Raw genomic sequence first — 17,659 nt, forward strand, 5'->3', positions numbered from 1 at the left:
GAATACTCAATGGCGCCTTGATGTAAACCCTCTGAAACCAAGCCTCTGCAGGCTTCGATTCTGTTCTATGGTTAGATCAAAATGGCTGTATCGGCGGCTGACTAAAGGTTGCGACAGCTCGGGTCTGAGCCTATGTTGCACGCGAGCTTTTACCCGCGAATGGAACGCGATCAACACCACTACAAGAGGTGAAGAAATGTCAAAGGATTCACGCCCTGCCGTACTTGGGCTGATCGGCAATACGCCGCTGGTACAAGTTACCCGCTTCGATACCGGCCTCTGCACACTGTTTCTCAAACTGGAATCACAAAACCCCGGCGGCTCGATCAAGGACCGCGTCGGTCTGGCGATGATCGATGCCGCTGAACGCGATGGCCGCCTGCAACCGGGTGGCACCATCGTCGAGGCCACCGCCGGCAACACCGGTCTGGGTCTGGCGCTGGTGGGCCGGGCCAAAGGCTACCGCGTGGTGCTGGTAGTCCCGGACAAAATGTCCACCGAGAAAGTCCTGCACTTGAAAGCCATGGGCGCCGAAGTGCACATCACTCGCTCGGACGTCGGCAAGGGCCACCCCGAGTATTACCAGGACGTGGCCGCACGACTGGCAAAAGACATTCCCGGCGCGTTCTTCGCCGATCAGTTCAACAACCCGGCCAACCCGCTGGCACACGAGTGCAGCACCGCGCCGGAGATCTGGGCGCAGACCGAGCATGATCTGGACGCGATCGTGGTCGGTGTCGGTTCCTCTGGCACCCTGACTGGCCTGAGTCGCTTCTTCAAACGCGTGCAACCGGATCTGGAAATGGTCCTCGCCGACCCGGTGGGTTCGGTGATGGCTCAGTACAGCCGCGACGGCACGATGCCGACCCCCGGTTCGTGGGCGGTGGAAGGCATCGGCGAGGATTTCATTCCGTCGATCACCGACCTCAGCAGCGTGCGCCACGCCTACTCGATCAGCGATGAAGAAAGCTTCGACCACGCGCGCCAGTTGCTGCGCGCCGAAGGCATTCTCGGTGGCTCGTCGACCGGTACTCTGCTCGCCGCCGCGCTGCGTTACTGCCGCGAACAGACCGAGCCGAAACGCGTGGTCAGCTTCGTCTGCGACACCGGTACGCGCTATCTGTCGAAGGTCTACAACGACCAGTGGATGACCGATCAGGGCCTGCTGCAACGCAAACGCTATGGCGACCTGCGCGATCTGATCGCCCGCCGTTTTGAAGATGGCCGTGTGATCAGCGTCGGCCCCGACGACACCCTGTTGACCGCGTTTCAGCGCATGCGCCTGGCGGACGTTTCGCAGCTGCCGGTGCTGGTTGAAGGCAAACAACTGGTCGGCGTGATCGACGAATCGGACATCCTGCTGCCCGTGCACGAAGATGCCGCACGCTTCAGCCAGTCCGTCTCCAGCGTGATGACCGACAAACTGCAAACCCTCGCCCCCGGTGCGCCCCTCTCTGAGCTGGAATCGGTGCTCAGCCGCGGCCTCGTGGCGATCATCGCCGACGCCTCGGGCTTCCACGGTCTGATCACCCGCACCGACATGCTCAACCAATTACGGAGATCCCTCGCATGAGTCAGCACGACGATAAATCCCAAGGCTTCGCGACCCGGGTGATCCACGCCGGGCAAGAGCCGGACCCGACCACCGGCGCGCTGATGCCGCCGATCTACGCCAACTCGACGTACCTGCAAGACAGCCCCGGCGTGCACAAGGGCTTTGACTACGCGCGCTCGCACAACCCGACGCGTTTTGCCCTGGAACGCTGCGTGGCGGATCTGGAAGGTGGCACCCGCGCCTTCGCTTTCGCTTCCGGGCTGGCGACGATTTCCACTGTCCTCGAACTGATCGATGCCGGATCGCACGTGATCTCCGGCAATGACCTGTACGGCGGCACGTTCCGCCTGTTCGACAAGGTCCGTCAGCGCAGTGCCGGGCACCGTTTCAGCTACGTCGATCTGACTGACCTGTCGGCGTTCGAAGCGGCGCTGCAGGACGACACCCGTCTGGTCATTGTCGAGTCCCCGACCAACCCGCTGCTGAGCCTGTCGGATCTGGCCGCGATTGCGCGCATCTGCCGCGCACGCGGGATCATCAGCGTCGCCGACAACACCTTTGCCAGCCCGTACATTCAGCGTCCGCTGGAGCTGGGTTTCGACATCGTGCTGCACTCGACCACCAAGTACCTGAACGGTCACTCCGACGTGATCGGTGGTATCGCGGTGGTTGGGCAGAACCCTGAACTGGCGGAAAAACTCGGCTTCTTGCAGAACGCGGTCGGCGCGATTTCCGGGCCGTTCGACGCATTCCTGACCCTGCGCGGAGTGAAGACTCTGGCGCTGCGCATGGAGCGTCATTGCAGCAACGCGCTGGAACTGGCCAAGTGGCTGGAGCAGCAACCGCAGGTCAAACGCGTCTACTACCCAGGCCTGCCGTCGCACCCGCAACATGAGCTGGCCAAGCGGCAGATGCATGGTTTTGGCGGGATGATCTCGGTGGATCTGAACAGTGATCTGGAGGGTGCCCGGCGCTTTCTGGAAAACGTGAAAATCTTTGCCCTGGCCGAAAGCCTCGGCGGCGTCGAAAGCCTGATCGAGCACCCGGCGATCATGACTCACGCGACCATTCCAGCTGAAACCCGCGCCAAACTGGGCATCGGCGATGGTTTGGTGCGGCTGTCGGTGGGTGTCGAAGACCTCGAAGACCTGCGCGCCGATCTGGCGCACGCACTGACGAAAATCTGATCCTGCAACAACGACAAAGCCCGCAGCAATGCGGGCTTTGGTGTTCGAGCAGGCGGCCAGTGCTGGTCTCTGGCTTACAAGGTTTATCGGGCCTCTCACAGTACAAAAGCAACCATGGAAAAAGAGTGGTGCTTTGCTGCCTCACACGGCATAAGGGCTGGATCTCAGCGCGGAGATCTTTCTAACCGTGTACCCTTCGGAACGCGCCCCACGTCCCCTTGCTATCCGCTTGCGCATCAGTCTGCGTCTTCGCCTACACCTTTGAGGCTAGCAAAAGCCATCGAATGATGGGTGAGTGTTTTTAGACTGATTTCCTTCAAGCGCCCCTGCGCAAGGAAGTTAACCGACTATCACTTCTTCCCTCGGCCAGCCATGCCCCGCATTTGACGATCTATACTTTTCAGTTCGCTATCGCGGTTTCATGCAATACGTCGACACCCGTGCGCGTTACCGTGCGCCCGTGCCAATCGCCAATCTGGTCAACCCCGGGCCAACGGAATGCTGTGTGGCTGATGGGTCGTGGAGAAAATCATGAAACACACGCTTTTGTCAGGCGCCCTCCTTGCGGTCGCGGCGACCGTGATGTTGCCAACGGCTTGGGCTGCGCAGCCGCAGGCGGTGGCTTCGGACGGTTCCAATCATGTGGGGGCTGCTGCGGTGGCGTCTGATGGTTCGGATCATGTCGGCGCTGGCGCAGTGGCCTCCGATGGTTCCGATCATGTCGGCGCTGGTGCAGTGGCTTCCGATGGCTCCGATCATGTCGGCGCTGGCGCAGTGGCTTCCGACGGCTCCGATCATGTTGGCGCTGGTGCAGTGGCTTCCGATGGTTCCGATCATGTCGGCGCTGGTGCAGTGGCTTCCGATGGTTCCGATCATGTCGGCGCTGCTGCAGTGGCTTCCGATGGTTCTGATCATGTCGGCGCGGGTGCAGTGGCTTCCGACGGCTCCGATCATGTTGGCGCTGGTGCAGTAGCCTCGGACGGATCTGATCACGTTGGCGCTGGCGCGGTAGCTTCCGATGGTTCCGACCACGTCGGCGCCAATACTCTCGCTTCCGACGGCACCGACAAGGTCGGCGCCAATCGTTATGCCTACTCGCGCGTCGGCGTCGGCTCTGATCGCGTCGCTTCGGCGCTGATGACCGGCAGCTATTCCGACCAGTTCAACACCCCTCAATAATCCACACGAGGCGACCCATTCGGGTCGCCTCATCCGGCACGGCACTAGCACATTTGTGCTAATCGACCGCCACGCCACCCGGCGTTATATTCCCTCGCACCCCCCGATGCTCCCCCTGCACTGCGCGGGACCGTTGTGCCTGGAAATCAGAACAACACCAAGGAAGAAACACCATGAAACTGCATTCCAACCTCTGCAAAGTGGCCATCGTCAGCGCTCTGCTGCTTGGCGCCAGCGGTTGCCAGACCGCCAAACCCACCGAAGCCAGCATGAAAGAACGCGCCCAGACGGTCATCGGCAAGCCGGTGTCGAAAATCGACAACATCCGCAGCGACAGCACCCTCACCTACTACACCGCGTACACCCCGGCCGGCGAATACAACTGCGAGTTGCCCAGCGGCGCGATTATCGCGGTGGCGAGCATGGGCATCATGACCCCGCCGCTGTCGTGCCTGCCCAAAGGCGCCTCGCCGATTCCGTTCCAGTAATCCCTCATCCCCGGTAAAGGACTACGTTCCATCATGAAAACCCTGATCGCAACTCTCACCCTCACCGCCCTGGCCCTGAGCGGCTGCGCCACGCCCAAACAGTGGGAAGCCACCGGTGGCAGCAAGAACGACGGCGTCGTCCAGGTCTCCTACGAATTGGGTCAGTTTGAAAGCGGCCAGAGCAACGCCGCGCAAGGCCTGACTGTCGCGATGGAGCGCTGCAAGACCTGGGGCTACAAGAACGCCGAAGTGACCGGTTCGGAGAAGAACATCTGCCGCACCATGGGCCAGTTCAACTGCCTGCAAACCACCATCACTCAGGACTACCTCTGCAAGCGTTGAAATCAGACCTGCGCGACCGGCTCGGTTTGCCGGTCGCGCAGGCTGCGCAAGGTCGCGCGCAGCTCAGCCGGGCGTACCGGTTTGGACAGGATGGCAATTTGGCGGTCGTGCAAGGCCGCCTGTATTTTCTCGATGTCATGCCCGCTGATGATCATCGCCGGCACCGCAAAACCACGCTGGCGCCGCACCTCGTCAATGCACTCGAGGCCCGTGGAATGCGGACCCAGATCGTAATCGGCGACGATGATGTCGCAATCGGTAACCAGACCCTGTCCGCTCAACTCGCCCTGCACCACGCAGCCCCAGCGTTCGAGCAGCGCCGAGGTTGCCAGCAAGACGTTGCGATCATCCTCCACCAGACACACCTTCAGCCCGGTCAACAGACCGACCTGCCGCACATCGTCACGGTTGACCGGCAACTGCGGCGCCACGGCCGATGGCAAGCCGTACAACGTGACCGCCGTGCCACGCCCGAGCTGCGAGCGCAACGCGACATCGACGCCGATCAACTGCCCCAGACGCTTGACGATCGACAGCCCGAGGCCGACGCCTTCCACGTCCTTGTCGCGCACCTGACGCACCCGATAAAACTCCTCGAACACTTTCGGCAGATGCTCCTCGGCAATGCCGTTGCCACGGTCATAAATCACGATGGCCAGCCCGGCGCCGCGTCTGCGCACGCCGATCAGCACCGGGCGTTGCGCGCCGTACTTGAAGCAGTTGGAAAGCACGTTCTGCACCAGGGTCGCGAGCAACGCCGGATCGCTCTGCACCCAGTGCTGGCAGGGACGCAGACGCAACTCCACGCCCGCCCAGCGCGCCGCCTCGGCGTTCTGGCGGATCAGGTCGGCCAGCCACTCGCCGAGATTGAACACCTGCAACCTCGGCAGGATGCGCCCGTTGTCGAGGGTGTAGAGGTCGAGAATCGAACGGAACAACTGCGAGACGTTGAGCAGCGAACGGTCGATGTTGTCGACCAGTTGCCGCTCCTGCTCGCCCAGCCGCGACTCGCGCAGGCACGCCGTGAACAGACCAATGGAGTGAATCGGCTGGCGCAGATCATGGCTGGCCTGGGCGAGAAACCGCGACTTTTCCAGATTGGCCGCGACCGCCTCTTCGGAGGCCTTGCGCGTGCGCTCCAGCAGCAAATGCGCGTAGAACGGAATCACCGTGCTGGTGAGCATCAACATCAGCACCATATACGGTTGCGCCTGCCACACCGGCGTCAACCGATAAACCGCCAGCAACGCCAGCAGCGCCAACCCGGTGGCAATCGCCAGGTAGCGCGAGCCATAGCGCATGCCATTACCGAGGTTGACCCAGATGATCACTGCGTACAGCGGCAACGCCGCTTCACCGCCGAGCACCAGGCCGAAACAGGTGCCGGTGTAATCGTGGACCATGGCGAAAATCCGCCGCGCCGGATAATGCCCCGGCCAGCGCGCAATGGCCTGGCGCAAGACAATCGACGCCAGCAGAAACAGCGAGATGTAGACCACCACCGGCAAATAGGTATCGAAGCGCTGACCCGGCAGGACACCGAGCACGCAGATATACACCATGGCAATGCTGGCGATGATGATCCGCAGATTGGCCTGATCCAGCTCGGTGTTTTTTTCGAACTTCATGGGCAACGTCCTTGTGCGACAGTCGTCAGATTCAGCAGCGGTCGGCAGGCAATCTGCGTTTGCGGTGCTAAGGTGCATGCCGTAAACCACGCTGATCCAGGGAGGGTCACGCCATGCCATGCCGCATCATCATAGCCGACGATCACCCGTTGTTTCGCGAAGCCATGCGGCGCACCGTGCAGCGCCTGCTGCCCGAGGCGACTCTCGAGGAGGCCGGCGATCTCGCCGCCGTGCTGGCCTTGCTGCCCGACGGCAGCGAGCCGGACACACTGATTCTCGACCTGCGCTTCCCCGGCCTGACCTGCATCAGTCAACTCGCCGAGCTGCGCCGAAAACTGCCGCGCACCACGCTGATTGTGGTGTCGATGGTCGACGACGAGGCGTTGATCGGCGAAGTGATGGCGGCCGGCATCGACGGTTTTATCGGCAAGAACATCGCCCCGGATGAGATCGGCCAGGCGATTCTGGCGATCCGCGAAGGCGAAGTACTGGTCAGGTTCGCCCCTTCCGGGCTGTTGCCGCTGGAGATCGGCACCGTCCTCACCCCGCGTCAGCAGGACGTGCTGCGGCTGATCGCCCAAGGCAAGACCAACAAGGAAATCGCCCGGGAACTGGATATCTCGCCGTTCACCGTGCGCATCCATGTGTCGTCGTTGTTGCGCACGCTCAATGTGCCGTCACGGGCAGCCGCGGCGGTGAAGTATTCGGGGGGCAGTGGCGCAATTTAAATGAACCCTGCGCGCTTGGGCTCACCTAACTGAAAGACCATCAGGAGGTAGCCCATGCAAATTGAACCCGTCTGGATCGTACTCGCCGTTGTACTTGTGATCATCGAATTGTGGGCGATCAACCGCGTGCGCAAGAGCGCAGGCAAAGGCAGCAACAAAGGCGTATGGATTATCGCCATCGTGTTCCTGCCGTTGTTTGGCCTGATTGCCTGGGCACTGGCCGGGCCGAAACACGTTACTCAGGATTGACACAACAAAATCCCCTGTAGGAGCTGCCGCAGGCTGCGATCTTTTGATCTTGAACGTCAAAAGATCGCAGCCTGCGGCAGCTCCTACAGGGAATGCGGTGATTATGGATCAACTTGCGCCATCAACTCCGGCACCGACTCCGGACGCTTCGCGTAACGCTGCGCCAACACCGCACAGACCATCAACTGAATCTGATGGAACAGCATCAGCGGCAGAATCAACACGCCAATGGTGCTGCCGGCAAACAACACCTGCGCCATCGGCACGCCGGTGGCCAGACTCTTCTTCGAACCGCAGAACAGAATGGTGATGCGGTCTTCCTGGCTGAAGCCGAACGCCTTGCCCAGCAAGGTCGACGCCAACAGCACCAATGCCAGCAGAATGCAGCAGACCACCACCAGCCCCAGCAGATCGACCAGCGGAATCTGATGCCAGATGCCCTCGTTGACCGCCTCGCTGAACGCACCGTACACCACCAGCAGAATCGAACCCTGATCGACAAACTTCAGCCAGTTCTTGTTGCGCCCGACCCAAGCGCCGATCCAGCGCCGAGCGATCTGCCCGGCAATGAACGGCAGCAGCAATTGCACGCTGATCTTCAGAATCGCATCGAGGGTCGAGCCGCCGTCACCGTGCACGTTCAGCAGCAGCGTGACCAGCAACGGCGTGAGGAAAATCCCGAACAGGCTCGACGCCGCCGCACTGCAGATCGCTGCCGGAATATTGCCTCGGGCCAGCGAGGTAAAGGCAATCGCCGATTGCACGGTGGCGGGCAACGCGCAGAGGTAGAGCATGCCCATGTACAGCTTGTCGCCGATCAGCGGGGACAGCAGCGGTTTCAATGCCAGGCCGAGAATCGGAAACAGCACAAAGGTCAGACCGAACACCAACAGGTGCAGGCGCCAATGGCCGGCACCGGCGATGATCGATTCACGCGAGAGTTTGGCGCCGTGGAGGAAGAACAGCAGCGCGATGGCGATGTTGGTCAGCCAGCCGAACCCCACCGCGACCTGCCCGCTGGCCGGCAGGAAACTGGCCAGCAGCACGACGCCGATCAGGGTCAGGGTGAAGTTGTCGGGCAGGAATCTTGGGCGGGTCATGGGTTTGTTCTTCCGGGGTTGCCAGTTCGTGAATGCGACTCTAACGTGAGCAGAAATTACCGACTAACGCCGAAGAGCCAGTAGATGCCGCCTAAAGGACATGAAAAAAGCTTCCGGCGCAGCATTCCCGGGCTGCCCAGCCTGCCACGTCCGCTGTATGGGCGCACCGAATCGCTGCCCAATCGTGCGCTGACACGGCGTCACAGTCATCCGTGGGTGCAATTGTCATACGCGATTCAGGGCGTGCTTGAAGTGCAGACCAGCGCCGGGCGCTTCGTCGCGCCGCCGGAGCGCGCGGTGTGGATTCCGGCGGGCGTGCCGCACCGTGTGTTCAGCTCGCCGCACACCGAAATGCGCAGTTTGTACATCGATTGCAGCGTGGCCGGCTGGGCGCTTGAGCGCTGTCATGTGTTGGGCGTCAGCGACCTGTTGCGCGAGCTGATTCGCGCATTCAGTCTGGTCCCGGTGGAATACGACGAGAACGGTGCGCATGGCCGCCTGGCCCAGGTGATCCTCGATCAACTGGCCGATGCACCGCAGATCGACCTGATGCTGCCGCTGCCGCAAGACAGCCGTCTGCGCCAGATCTATCAAAGCCTGGAGCAACATCCGGAACAGCAGACCACACTGCAGCACTGGAGCGAAAAATTCGGCGTGACCGAAAAAACCCTCAGCCGCCTGTTTTTACGCGACACCGGCCTGACCTTCCGCGCCTGGCGTCAGCGCTTGCGTCTGCTGGGCGCGCTGACCCCGCTGGAACGCGGCGAACGCGTCACCGACGTGGCTCTGGCTTGCGGTTATGACTCGACCTCGGCGTTCATCGCGGCCTTTCGGCAACAGTTCGGCGAGACACCGGGGGAATTTTTTCGCTGAGTTTTGTCGATATTTATCGAATTAGCACATGCCATTCGGCAAAGTTCAGGGTAGAGTTTCGTCCATACGCAATTCTCTGCACGTTTCGACCATAACCATAATGACCCACCCCTTTAGCGAACCTGTCGGCGGTAACAGCATGATCGAAGTCACTGAAGTCTCCATTGCTCAATTACGCGCGGCGCTCGAAGCCGGCCAGACCACCGCGGTTGAACTGGTGCAGGCCTATCTGGCCCGGATCGACGCCTACGACGGCCCGAACACCGCCACTGCACTGAACGCCGTGGTGGTGCGCAATCCCGATGCACTGGCCGAAGCCCAGGCGTCCGATGCGCGCCGGGCCCGGGGCGAAACTCTCGGCCCGCTCGACGGTATCCCTTACACCGCCAAGGACAGCTATCTGGTCAAGGGGCTGACCGCCGCTTCCGGCAGCCCGGCGTTTGCCGAGCTGGTGGCGCATCGCGACGCCTTCACCATCGAACGTCTGCGCGGCGCCGGAGCGATCTGCCTGGGCAAGACCAACATGCCGCCGATGGCCAATGGCGGCATGCAGCGCGGCGTCTATGGCCGTGCCGAGAGCCCGTACAACGCGGCCTACCTGACCGCGCCGTTTGCCTCCGGCTCGTCCAACGGTGCCGGCACCGCTACCGCCGCGAGTTTCTCGGCGTTCGGTCTGGCTGAGGAAACCTGGTCGAGTGGTCGCGGCCCGGCGTCGAACAACGGTTTGTGCGCCTACACGCCGTCACGCGGGGTGATCTCGGTGCGCGGCAACTGGCCGCTGACGCCAACCATGGACGTGGTGGTGCCGTACGCCCGAACCATGGCCGACCTGCTCGAAGTGCTCGACGTGGTGGTCGCGGAAGACCCTGACACCCGTGGCGATCTGTGGCGCCTGCAGCCGTGGGTGCCGATCCCGAGCGTCGCTTCGGTACGCCCGGCCTCCTACGCCGAGCTGGCGGTGAAGTCCGATGCACTGGCCGGCAAGCGCCTCGGCGTGCCGAAGATGTACATCAACGCCGACCCTGAAGCCGGCACCAGCGAAGCACCGGGCATCGGCGGCCCGACCGGGCAGCGCATCAACACCCGCGCTTCGGTGATCTACCTGTGGAAACAGGCCCGCGCCGCCCTGGAAGCGGCCGGTGCTGAAGTCATTGAAGTGGATTTTCCGCTGGTTTCCAACTGCGAAGGCGATCGTCCGGGCGCACCGACCGTGTTCAATCGCGGCATCGTCTCCAAGGAATTTTTGCACCACGAACTGTGGGATCTGTCGGCCTGGGCGTTCGACGATTTCCTGCGCGCCAACGGCGATCCGAAGCTCAATCGCCTGGCCGATGTCGACGGGCCGAAAATCTTCCCGCACGACCCGGGCACCCTGCCCAACCGTGAAGGCGATCTGGCCGCCGGCATGGACGAATACGTGCGCATGGCCCAACGCGGGATCACCCCGTGGGAGCAGATTCCGACCCTGCCGGACGGCCTGCGCGGTCTGGAAAAGACCCGCAAGCTCGATCTGGAAGACTGGATGGATACGCTGCAACTTGACGCGGTGTTGTTCCCGACCAACGCCGATGTCGGCCCGGCTGATGCCGATATCAATCCGGAATCGGCGGACATCGCCTGGAGCAACGGCATCTGGGTCGCCAACGGCAACCTGGCGATCCGTCACCTCGGCGTTCCGACTGTCACCGTGCCGATGGGGATCATGGCCGACATCGGCATGCCGGTCGGCCTGACCTTCGCCGGTCGCGCTTACGATGACTCGAACCTGTTGCGTCTGGCCTCGGCGTTCGAGGCGACCGGTTCGAAACGTCAGGTGCCGCCGCGTACTCCGGCGCTGACTGCCGGCAAGTAAGCGAACATGGACGGGATTGGGGCCGTACAAGCTCTCAATTCCCGTCTCAGCTGCTCCCCCTCCCTGATCGCGACACTTCGTTTTTCCCGAACTGTCTCTCAGAAATAAGCGATTTTTCTTACAACCAAATTCGCCGCTAGCATGGCCCTGCCTGACCCTAAGTCAATAAAAGCCAGGGAGCCAAGCCATGCCAACCACCAACATCAACATCGGCGAACCGTGGATGTGGGGCGCGTTCATCGTCTTCGTCCTCGCCATGCTTGCCCTGGACCTGTTCGTCTTCGGCGGACGCAAGGCACACCGCGTTTCCGTGCGGGAAGCGTCCTGTTGGGTGATCGCCTGGTGCGCACTGGCCATGGCCTTCGCCGGGTTACTCTGGTGGTATCTGAATGGCGAGTTCGGCGCTGAGATTGCCCAACGCAAGACTCTGGAATTCCTCACCGGGTATCTGATCGAGCAATCGCTGTCGATCGACAACATGTTCGTCTTCGTGATGATCTTCAGCTATTTCGCCGTGCCGCCGGAGTTGCAACGCCGGGTGCTGCTGTACGGCGTACTCGGGGCCATCGTGATGCGCGCGGCGATGATCTTTGCCGGGGTGTGGCTGGTGTCGCAGTTCGAGTGGCTGCTGTATGCCTTCGGGGTGTTCCTGATCATCACCGGGATCAAGATGCTGATGTTCGCCGAGCAACAACCTGATCTCGACAAAAACCCGCTGCTGCGCTGGGTGCGCGGGCACATGCGGATCACTCAGGGCTTTCATGGCGAGCGCTTTTTCGTGCTGCAGAATGGCATACGCTGGGCCACGCCGATGTTTCTGGTACTGGTGCTGATCGAGGCCAGCGACCTGATGTTCGCGGTCGACAGCATCCCGGCGATCTTCGCCGTCACTACCGATCCGTTCATTGTCTTCACCTCGAACATCTTCGCGATCATGGGCCTGCGGGCGCTGTACTTCCTGCTGGCAGACATGGCCGACCGCTTTCATTTGCTCAAGTACGGACTGGCGATCGTGCTGGTATTCATCGGCGGCAAGATGACGCTGATGCCATGGTTTCACATGCCAGTGGAATGGTCGCTGGCGGTGGTGGGCGGGGTGATTCTGGGGTCGATAGTGTTGAGTCTGATCGTCACCCGCAAGGAAGACCAAACTCAATCCCTATAGGAACTGCCGCAGGCTGCGATCTTTTGACATTGCTTCTGAAAAACAAGATCAAAAGATCGCAGCCTGCGGCAGCTCCTACATGTGTGTGGTTATTTGTCGGATTTGATGCTGGTCCACACCCGGGTGCGTACGCGTTCGAGTTTTGGCGGAAGTGGCTGGACGACGTAGAGGGTTTTCAGGGCTTCAGGCGTTGGCGTCAGGTTCGGGTTGTCGGTGATTTCTTTGTTGATCAGCGCCTTCGAATCCTTGTTCGCGTTCGGGTAGCCGAGGAAGTCGCTGATCGGCGCAATGACTTTCGGATCAAGCAGAGTGTTGAGGAATTCATGAGCCTCTTCGACGTTTTTCGCGCTCTTCGGAATCGCGAAGGTGTCGAACCAGATCGGCGCGCCCTCCTTCGGCAAGCGCCAGTCGACCACCACACCATTGCCCGCCTCTTTCGCCCGGTTGCCGAACTGGTAGAAGCTGCCGGAGTAACCGATGGCCACGCAGATGTCGCCATTGGCGATGTCGGTCATGTACTTGGCCGAGTTGAAGTAGGTCACGTACGGGCGAACCTTCAGCATCAGGTCCTTGGCCTTTTCATAGTCGGCGGGGTTCTGGCTGTTCGGGTCGAGGCCGAGGTAATGCAGGGCCAGCGGCAGGATTTCCGAAGGTGAATCGAGCATCGCCACGCCGCAGGATTTGAGTTTTTCCATGTTTTCCGGTTTGAACACCAGATCCCAGCTGTCGACCGGCGCGTTTTCGCCCAATGCAGCCTTGACCTTGGCCGGGTTGAAACCGATGAGCACGGTACCGACCATGTAAGGCACGCCGTATTGGTTGCCAGGGTCGTTCTTGTCCAGCAGTTTGAGCAGTTCCGGATCCTGATGGCTCCAGTTCGGCAGTTTCGACTTGTCGAGTTTCTGGAACACACCGGCCTTGATCTGGGTGTCGATGAACTGGTTCGACGGCACTACCAGGTCGTAACCGGAGTTGCCGGTCAGCAGCTTGGCCTCAAGGGATTCATTGGTGTCGAAGGTGTCCCAGGTCACTTTGATGCCGGTCTTCGCGGCGAAATCCTTGGGCACCGACGGCAGGATGTAATCCGCCCAGTTGTAGACCCGCAGCTCGCGCTGTTCGGCGTGCACCGCACTGGCCAGCAGCGTCAGCCCACACACGGTGGCACCCAGAATGCGTTTCATCGTGACCATGGTTGTTTCCCCAGAATGCGACGTGAGATCGGTGGTTTTTATGTTCTGTACACGGCAGCGGCTGCAAAGTTAGCCAAGGGCAAGGAAGGTCCAGCGTTTCGTTGTGGCTTTGATTCTTGCCGACTGCGGGGTCACGGCACAGTGGGGGATGGGCCAAAAGGGGATCGAAATGGCCAATATGAATGACCGCACGAATGCACAAGGGCTGAGTAAAAACCATTTTGTGGCGAGGGAGCTTGCTCCCGCCGGGCCGCGCAGCGGACCTCGCTCTTCGATTCAGAAAAGCAGGGGCCTGCTGCGCAGTCCAACGGGAGCAAGCTCCCTCGCCACAGTTTTATTGATGCTCGGGTCAGTCGGTATAACTCAACCGCGCCGCTCTGCTCTGCCGGATCTGACCACGTGTAGCGAGGCAGTAATACAACGGCACCGTCACCACCAGGCCGAACAGCCATGACAGGTCGGCGCCGTCGACCAGATTGGCATACGGCCCGACATACAACGAGGTATTGGCGAACGGCAGCTGCACAATGATCCCAATGAAATAGGCAATGATCGCGTGCAGATTGAAGCGCCCATAGATGCCGCCATCCGCACGGAAAATCGAGCTGATGTCATACACACCGCGCTTGATCAGGTAGAAGTCGATCAGGTTGATCGACGCCCACGGCACCAGCACCAGCAGCAACGCCAGAATCAGCCCGATGAACTGCGAAATGAAATCCGCCGAGGCACCCAGCGCCACCACGCAGCAACCCGCCAGCACCACGCTCGACAACACCACACGGACCTTGATGCTCGGCGTCCACTGACTGGCAAACGTCTGGATCGAGGTGATGATCGACAATACCGCGCCGTACAGATTCAGCGCGTTGTGGCTGATGATGTTTAGCAGAAACAACACCATCAGAATCGGCCCCAGCCACCCGGTGGACTGCTTGACTGCGGCCATCGCCTCGGTGCCTTCGGGGGTCGCCAGAACCGCCACGGCGCCGAAGCTGAACGACAGAATAGTGCCCAGCGTCGCGCCTAGATAGGTGGCCCAGAACGGTTTGGCGATACCGATATCCGCCGGCAGGTAACGCGAATAATCGGACACGTACGGCGAGAAGCTGATCTGCCAGATGATCCCCAGCGACACCGTCGCCAGCCAGCCCGACAGGTTGAAGCTGCCGCGCGTCAGGAAGTCTGCCGGCAAGTCATGGGCGAAGATGTAGATGAATCCGGCGAGCAGCGCGCTGCCCATCACCCAGGTACCGATGCGGTTCAGCGTGTGGATGAAGTTGTAGCCGATCACGCCAATCGCCGTGGCCGCCAGCGCACCGATCAAAATACTCAGCGGTGCCGGTACCGACGGTGCAATGCCGACAATAGATTTACCGGCAAGCACGATGTTGGAAATGAAAAAACCGATGTAGATCAGCGCCGCAAAGAACACGATCAACAATGCGCCGTAACGCCCGAACTGACCGCGACTCTGGACCATTTGCGGAATGCCCATGCGCGGGCCTTGCGCCGACGCCAGCGCGATCACTACCCCGCCGATCAAGTGCCCCAGCGCAATCGCCAGCAGCCCCCAGAGCAAATCGAGATGGAACACCTGAACCACCATGGCGCCGGTGACGATGGGCAGTGGCGCGATGTTGGTGCTGAACCAAAGGGTGAAAAGGTCGCGGGCCTTCCCGTGGCGTTCCGCGAGTGGGACGTAGTCGACCGTGTGATTCTCGATCAACGGATCTTGCCGGGACATCTGGGACATATGCATGAACTCGAGTTTGTCTGTTCTTATCGTTGTATGAAGCCAAACCGGGGGGACTCTGCGGCCACCCCTCAGATGCAGACCATATTATGGTATTCCAAACATTTCACAAGACTGATCCGTAGTTTACGGCGCTATCTGATCCGCCATCCTCCCTGATACTGCGGCCTGCAGGCCAGCCGAAAGCCCAATAAACGCTGAGTTTCCGACGAAAGCCCCACGTTTATCGGTTCAGCCGAAAAGCCCTTGCAAAGAAAAAATACTGGTATACCATCAGACCAACAAATACATAAAAATCGCGTCACAACACCCGAGGACCGTCCAATGATCGATGCTGCCATCTACAAACAAGTCATGGGCTCGTTTCCGTCCGGCGTCACTGTCATCACCACGCTGGACGATGACGGGCAGATCGTCGGCCTCACCGCCAGCGCCTTCAGTTCACTGTCGATGGACCCGGCCCTGGTGCTGTTCTGCCCCAACTACAGCTCCGACTCCTACCCTGTGCTGATCAAGAACAAGCGTTTCGCGATCCACGTTCTGTCCGGCGGCCAGCAGAGCGAAGCCTACGCCTTCGCCCGCAAAGGCAAGGACAAGGCGCAGGGCATCGAGTGGACGTTGAGCGAACTGGGCAACCCGATCCTGGCCAATGCGACGGCTATCATCGAATGTGAGTTGTGGCGCGAATACGAAGGCGGCGACCACGCGATCATGGTCGGCGCAGTAAAGAATCTGATCGTCCCGGAGCAGCACACCGGGCCGCTGGTTTACTGCCACGGCAAGATGGGCGCCCTGCCCGTTCTGGCCTGAACGGAATTATTGTAGGAGTGAGCCTGCTCGCGATAGCGGTCTATCAGATGTCGATGTGTTTGCTGACACACCGCTATCGCGAGCAGGCTCACTCCTACAGGTTTTGTAGCCTCAACAACAAAAGATCCGAGGAAGCGTCATGAAATTTTCCCTGTTCATCCACATGGAACGCTGGGACGAAAGCGTCAGCCACCGCCAACTGTTCGAAGACCTGACCGAACTGACCCTGATGGCCGAGGCCGGCGGTTTCAGCACCGTGTGGATCGGCGAACACCACGCGATGGAATACACCATCTCGCCAAGCCCGATGCCGCTGCTGGCCTACCTCGCTGCCAAAACCACCACCATTCATCTGGGCGCCGGCACCATCATCGCGCCATTCTGGCACCCACTGCGGGTCGCTGGTGAATGCGCGCTGCTCGACGTCATCAGCAACGGACGCATGGAAGTCGGCCTGGCCCGTGGCGCCTATCAAGTTGAGTTCGATCGCATGGCCGGCGGCATGCCCGCCTCTAGCGGCGGTCAGGCCCTGCGCGAAATGGTCCCGGTGGTCCGCGCCCTGTGGCAAGGTGACTACGCCCACGACGGCGACATCTGGAAATTCCCGACCTCCACCAGCGTGCCGAAGCCGATCCAGAAGCCCAACCCACCGATGTGGATCGCCGCCCGCGACCCGGACTCGCACAACTTCGCCGTGGCCAACGGTTGCAACGTGATGGTCACGCCGCTGATGAAAGGCGACGAGGAAGTCCTCGACCTGAAGAACAAATTCCAGACCGCCCTGGACAACAACCCCGACGTCCCGCGCCCGCAATTGATGGTGCTGCGCCACACCCACGTGCACTCGGCTGACGATCCGGACGGCTGGAAAGTTGGCGCCAAGGCGATCTCGCGTTTCTACCGCACTTTCGATGCGTGGTTCGGCAACAAGGAGGTGCCGGTCAACGGCTTCCTCGCCCCGAGCCCGGAAGAGAAGTTCGCTGGCCGCCCGGAGTTTGAGCTGGAGAGTCTGCACAAGACGGCGATGATTGGTACGCCGGAAGAGATCATTCCGCGCATCAAGTATTACCAGGAGCTGGGGGTGGATGAGTTCAGTTTCTGGTGTGACAACAGTCTGCCGCATGCGGAGAAGAAAAAGTCGTTGGAGTTGTTTATCAAACATGTGGTGCCGGCGTTTCGCTGAGCTGACTTGTAAAAAACCGGGCATCAGCCCGGTTTTTTATAGGTGTCTCCGAAACAGTTCGAATATCAGAGGAAATCTTGAAATCAACAATTCAAGACTGGTAATCCGAAAAGAAAAATAGCGCATACAAAAAGAATGCAAAAATTGCTAATGCCGCCCGCCCGGCGGGATCAGCATCCCTGCCCAATCCACCGGGTGCAATGGCAACCGTTGCCCCTCTTAAATAGTTATAAACACCTTGAGCAAACCATAACTGAACAGCAAGTATCGTAAAAAAACGCCCCCCAGCTGCCATTGAACTGAAAGTATCCATTGAGCAGTGCCGCGAGCAATAGCCCCACTCCCACCCAATCACGGTATTTGAATAGCCCGCT

17 protein-coding genes are annotated in these 17,659 nt (G+C 60.5%); 12 read left to right on the forward strand and 5 right to left on the reverse strand.

All coding sequences use genetic code 11. From position 1 onward, the window contains the following. Positions 1 to 196 precede the first annotated feature (196 nt). From ACIOUG_RS02195 to yecR, 5 genes are all read left to right on the forward strand, one after another. Positions 197 to 1,573, forward strand: a complete 1,377-nt coding sequence (locus ACIOUG_RS02195) for a cystathionine beta-synthase (RefSeq protein WP_003225732.1) — start codon at positions 197 to 199, stop codon at positions 1,571 to 1,573. After that, positions 1,570 to 2,742 (forward strand): cystathionine gamma-synthase, encoded by a 1,173-nt coding sequence (locus ACIOUG_RS02200; RefSeq protein ID WP_401062153.1) that lies wholly within the window; start codon positions 1,570 to 1,572, stop codon positions 2,740 to 2,742. Before ACIOUG_RS02195 ends, ACIOUG_RS02200 begins: the two co-directional genes overlap by 4 nt. Before the next feature lie 531 nt (positions 2,743 to 3,273). Beyond that, on the forward strand, positions 3,274 to 3,921 hold the full coding sequence (locus ACIOUG_RS02205; protein ID WP_401062155.1) for a phage infection protein: 648 nt from the start codon (positions 3,274 to 3,276) through the stop codon (positions 3,919 to 3,921). A 173-nt stretch (positions 3,922 to 4,094) separates the two neighbouring features. Then, a complete protein-coding gene (locus ACIOUG_RS02210; RefSeq protein WP_027613061.1) occupies positions 4,095 to 4,409 on the forward strand; it encodes a hypothetical protein in 315 nt (104 codons plus the stop codon). A gap of 33 nt (positions 4,410 to 4,442) precedes the next feature. After that, complete coding sequence (gene yecR / locus ACIOUG_RS02215; RefSeq protein ID WP_401062157.1) at positions 4,443 to 4,751, forward strand: YecR family lipoprotein; 309 nt, start codon at positions 4,443 to 4,445, stop codon at positions 4,749 to 4,751. A gap of 2 nt (positions 4,752 to 4,753) precedes the next feature. On the opposite strand, the gene ACIOUG_RS02220 is transcribed toward yecR, so the two are convergent. Continuing rightward, positions 4,754 to 6,379 carry a hybrid sensor histidine kinase/response regulator gene (locus tag ACIOUG_RS02220; protein WP_401062159.1) on the reverse strand — a complete coding sequence of 542 codons (1,626 nt, stop codon included), beginning with the start codon at positions 6,377 to 6,379 and terminating at the stop codon, positions 4,754 to 4,756. 113 nt (positions 6,380 to 6,492) lie between these two features. Here ACIOUG_RS02220 and ACIOUG_RS02225 point away from each other — a divergent pair, with 113 nt between their 5' ends. Both ACIOUG_RS02225 and ACIOUG_RS02230 read left to right on the forward strand, forming a co-directional pair. Next, entirely contained in the window at positions 6,493 to 7,107 is a 615-nt protein-coding gene (locus ACIOUG_RS02225) for a LuxR C-terminal-related transcriptional regulator (protein WP_401062161.1), read from the forward strand. A gap of 54 nt (positions 7,108 to 7,161) precedes the next feature. Beyond that, positions 7,162 to 7,356 carry a PLDc N-terminal domain-containing protein gene (locus tag ACIOUG_RS02230; protein WP_041062599.1) on the forward strand — a complete coding sequence of 65 codons (195 nt, stop codon included), beginning with the start codon at positions 7,162 to 7,164 and terminating at the stop codon, positions 7,354 to 7,356. Between the two features lie 101 nt (positions 7,357 to 7,457). On the opposite strand, the gene ACIOUG_RS02235 is transcribed toward ACIOUG_RS02230, so the two are convergent. Next, positions 7,458 to 8,456: a bile acid:sodium symporter family protein gene (locus ACIOUG_RS02235; protein WP_336836837.1), complete on the reverse strand. Its 999-nt coding sequence runs from the start codon at positions 8,454 to 8,456 to the stop codon at positions 7,458 to 7,460. A gap of 84 nt (positions 8,457 to 8,540) precedes the next feature. On the opposite strand from ACIOUG_RS02235, the gene ACIOUG_RS02240 reads away from it, so the two are divergent. From ACIOUG_RS02240 to ACIOUG_RS02250, 3 genes are all read left to right on the forward strand, one after another. Next, positions 8,541 to 9,329: an AraC family transcriptional regulator gene (locus tag ACIOUG_RS02240; protein WP_401062163.1), complete on the forward strand. Its 789-nt coding sequence runs from the start codon at positions 8,541 to 8,543 to the stop codon at positions 9,327 to 9,329. A 139-nt stretch (positions 9,330 to 9,468) separates the two neighbouring features. Further along, positions 9,469 to 11,181: an amidase gene (locus ACIOUG_RS02245; RefSeq protein WP_401062165.1), complete on the forward strand. Its 1,713-nt coding sequence runs from the start codon at positions 9,469 to 9,471 to the stop codon at positions 11,179 to 11,181. A 187-nt stretch (positions 11,182 to 11,368) separates the two neighbouring features. Continuing rightward, on the forward strand, positions 11,369 to 12,346 hold the full coding sequence (locus tag ACIOUG_RS02250) for a TerC family protein (protein ID WP_401062167.1): 978 nt from the start codon (positions 11,369 to 11,371) through the stop codon (positions 12,344 to 12,346). 89 nt (positions 12,347 to 12,435) lie between these two features. On the opposite strand, the gene ACIOUG_RS02255 is transcribed toward ACIOUG_RS02250, so the two are convergent. After that, on the reverse strand, positions 12,436 to 13,536 hold the full coding sequence (locus ACIOUG_RS02255) for a polyamine ABC transporter substrate-binding protein (protein ID WP_401062169.1): 1,101 nt from the start codon (positions 13,534 to 13,536) through the stop codon (positions 12,436 to 12,438). Positions 13,537 to 13,885: 349 nt separating this feature from the next. After that, the gene (locus ACIOUG_RS02260; protein WP_401062171.1) at positions 13,886 to 15,292 is read right to left on the reverse strand and encodes a purine-cytosine permease family protein; all 1,407 of its coding nucleotides are present in this window, start codon (positions 15,290 to 15,292) and stop codon (positions 13,886 to 13,888) included. Positions 15,293 to 15,616: 324 nt separating this feature from the next. Between ACIOUG_RS02260 and ACIOUG_RS02265 the strand changes: the two genes are divergently transcribed. Together ACIOUG_RS02265 and ACIOUG_RS02270 are read left to right on the forward strand one after the other, a co-directional pair. After that, positions 15,617 to 16,102: a flavin reductase family protein gene (locus tag ACIOUG_RS02265; protein WP_003225754.1), complete on the forward strand. Its 486-nt coding sequence runs from the start codon at positions 15,617 to 15,619 to the stop codon at positions 16,100 to 16,102. 139 nt (positions 16,103 to 16,241) lie between these two features. Then, positions 16,242 to 17,285, forward strand: coding sequence for an LLM class flavin-dependent oxidoreductase (locus tag ACIOUG_RS02270; protein WP_401062173.1), 1,044 nt, complete (start codon positions 16,242 to 16,244; stop codon positions 17,283 to 17,285). Positions 17,286 to 17,376: 91 nt separating this feature from the next. Here ACIOUG_RS02270 and ACIOUG_RS02275 read toward each other — a convergent pair whose 3' ends face one another. Then, positions 17,377 to 17,598 (reverse strand): hypothetical protein, encoded by a 222-nt coding sequence (locus ACIOUG_RS02275; protein WP_401062175.1) that lies wholly within the window; start codon positions 17,596 to 17,598, stop codon positions 17,377 to 17,379. Between the last annotated feature and the right edge of the window lie 61 nt (positions 17,599 to 17,659).

Source organism: Pseudomonas sp. NPDC087803 (genome assembly GCF_044742995.1).
Lineage (GTDB): Bacteria > Pseudomonadota > Gammaproteobacteria > Pseudomonadales > Pseudomonadaceae > Aquipseudomonas.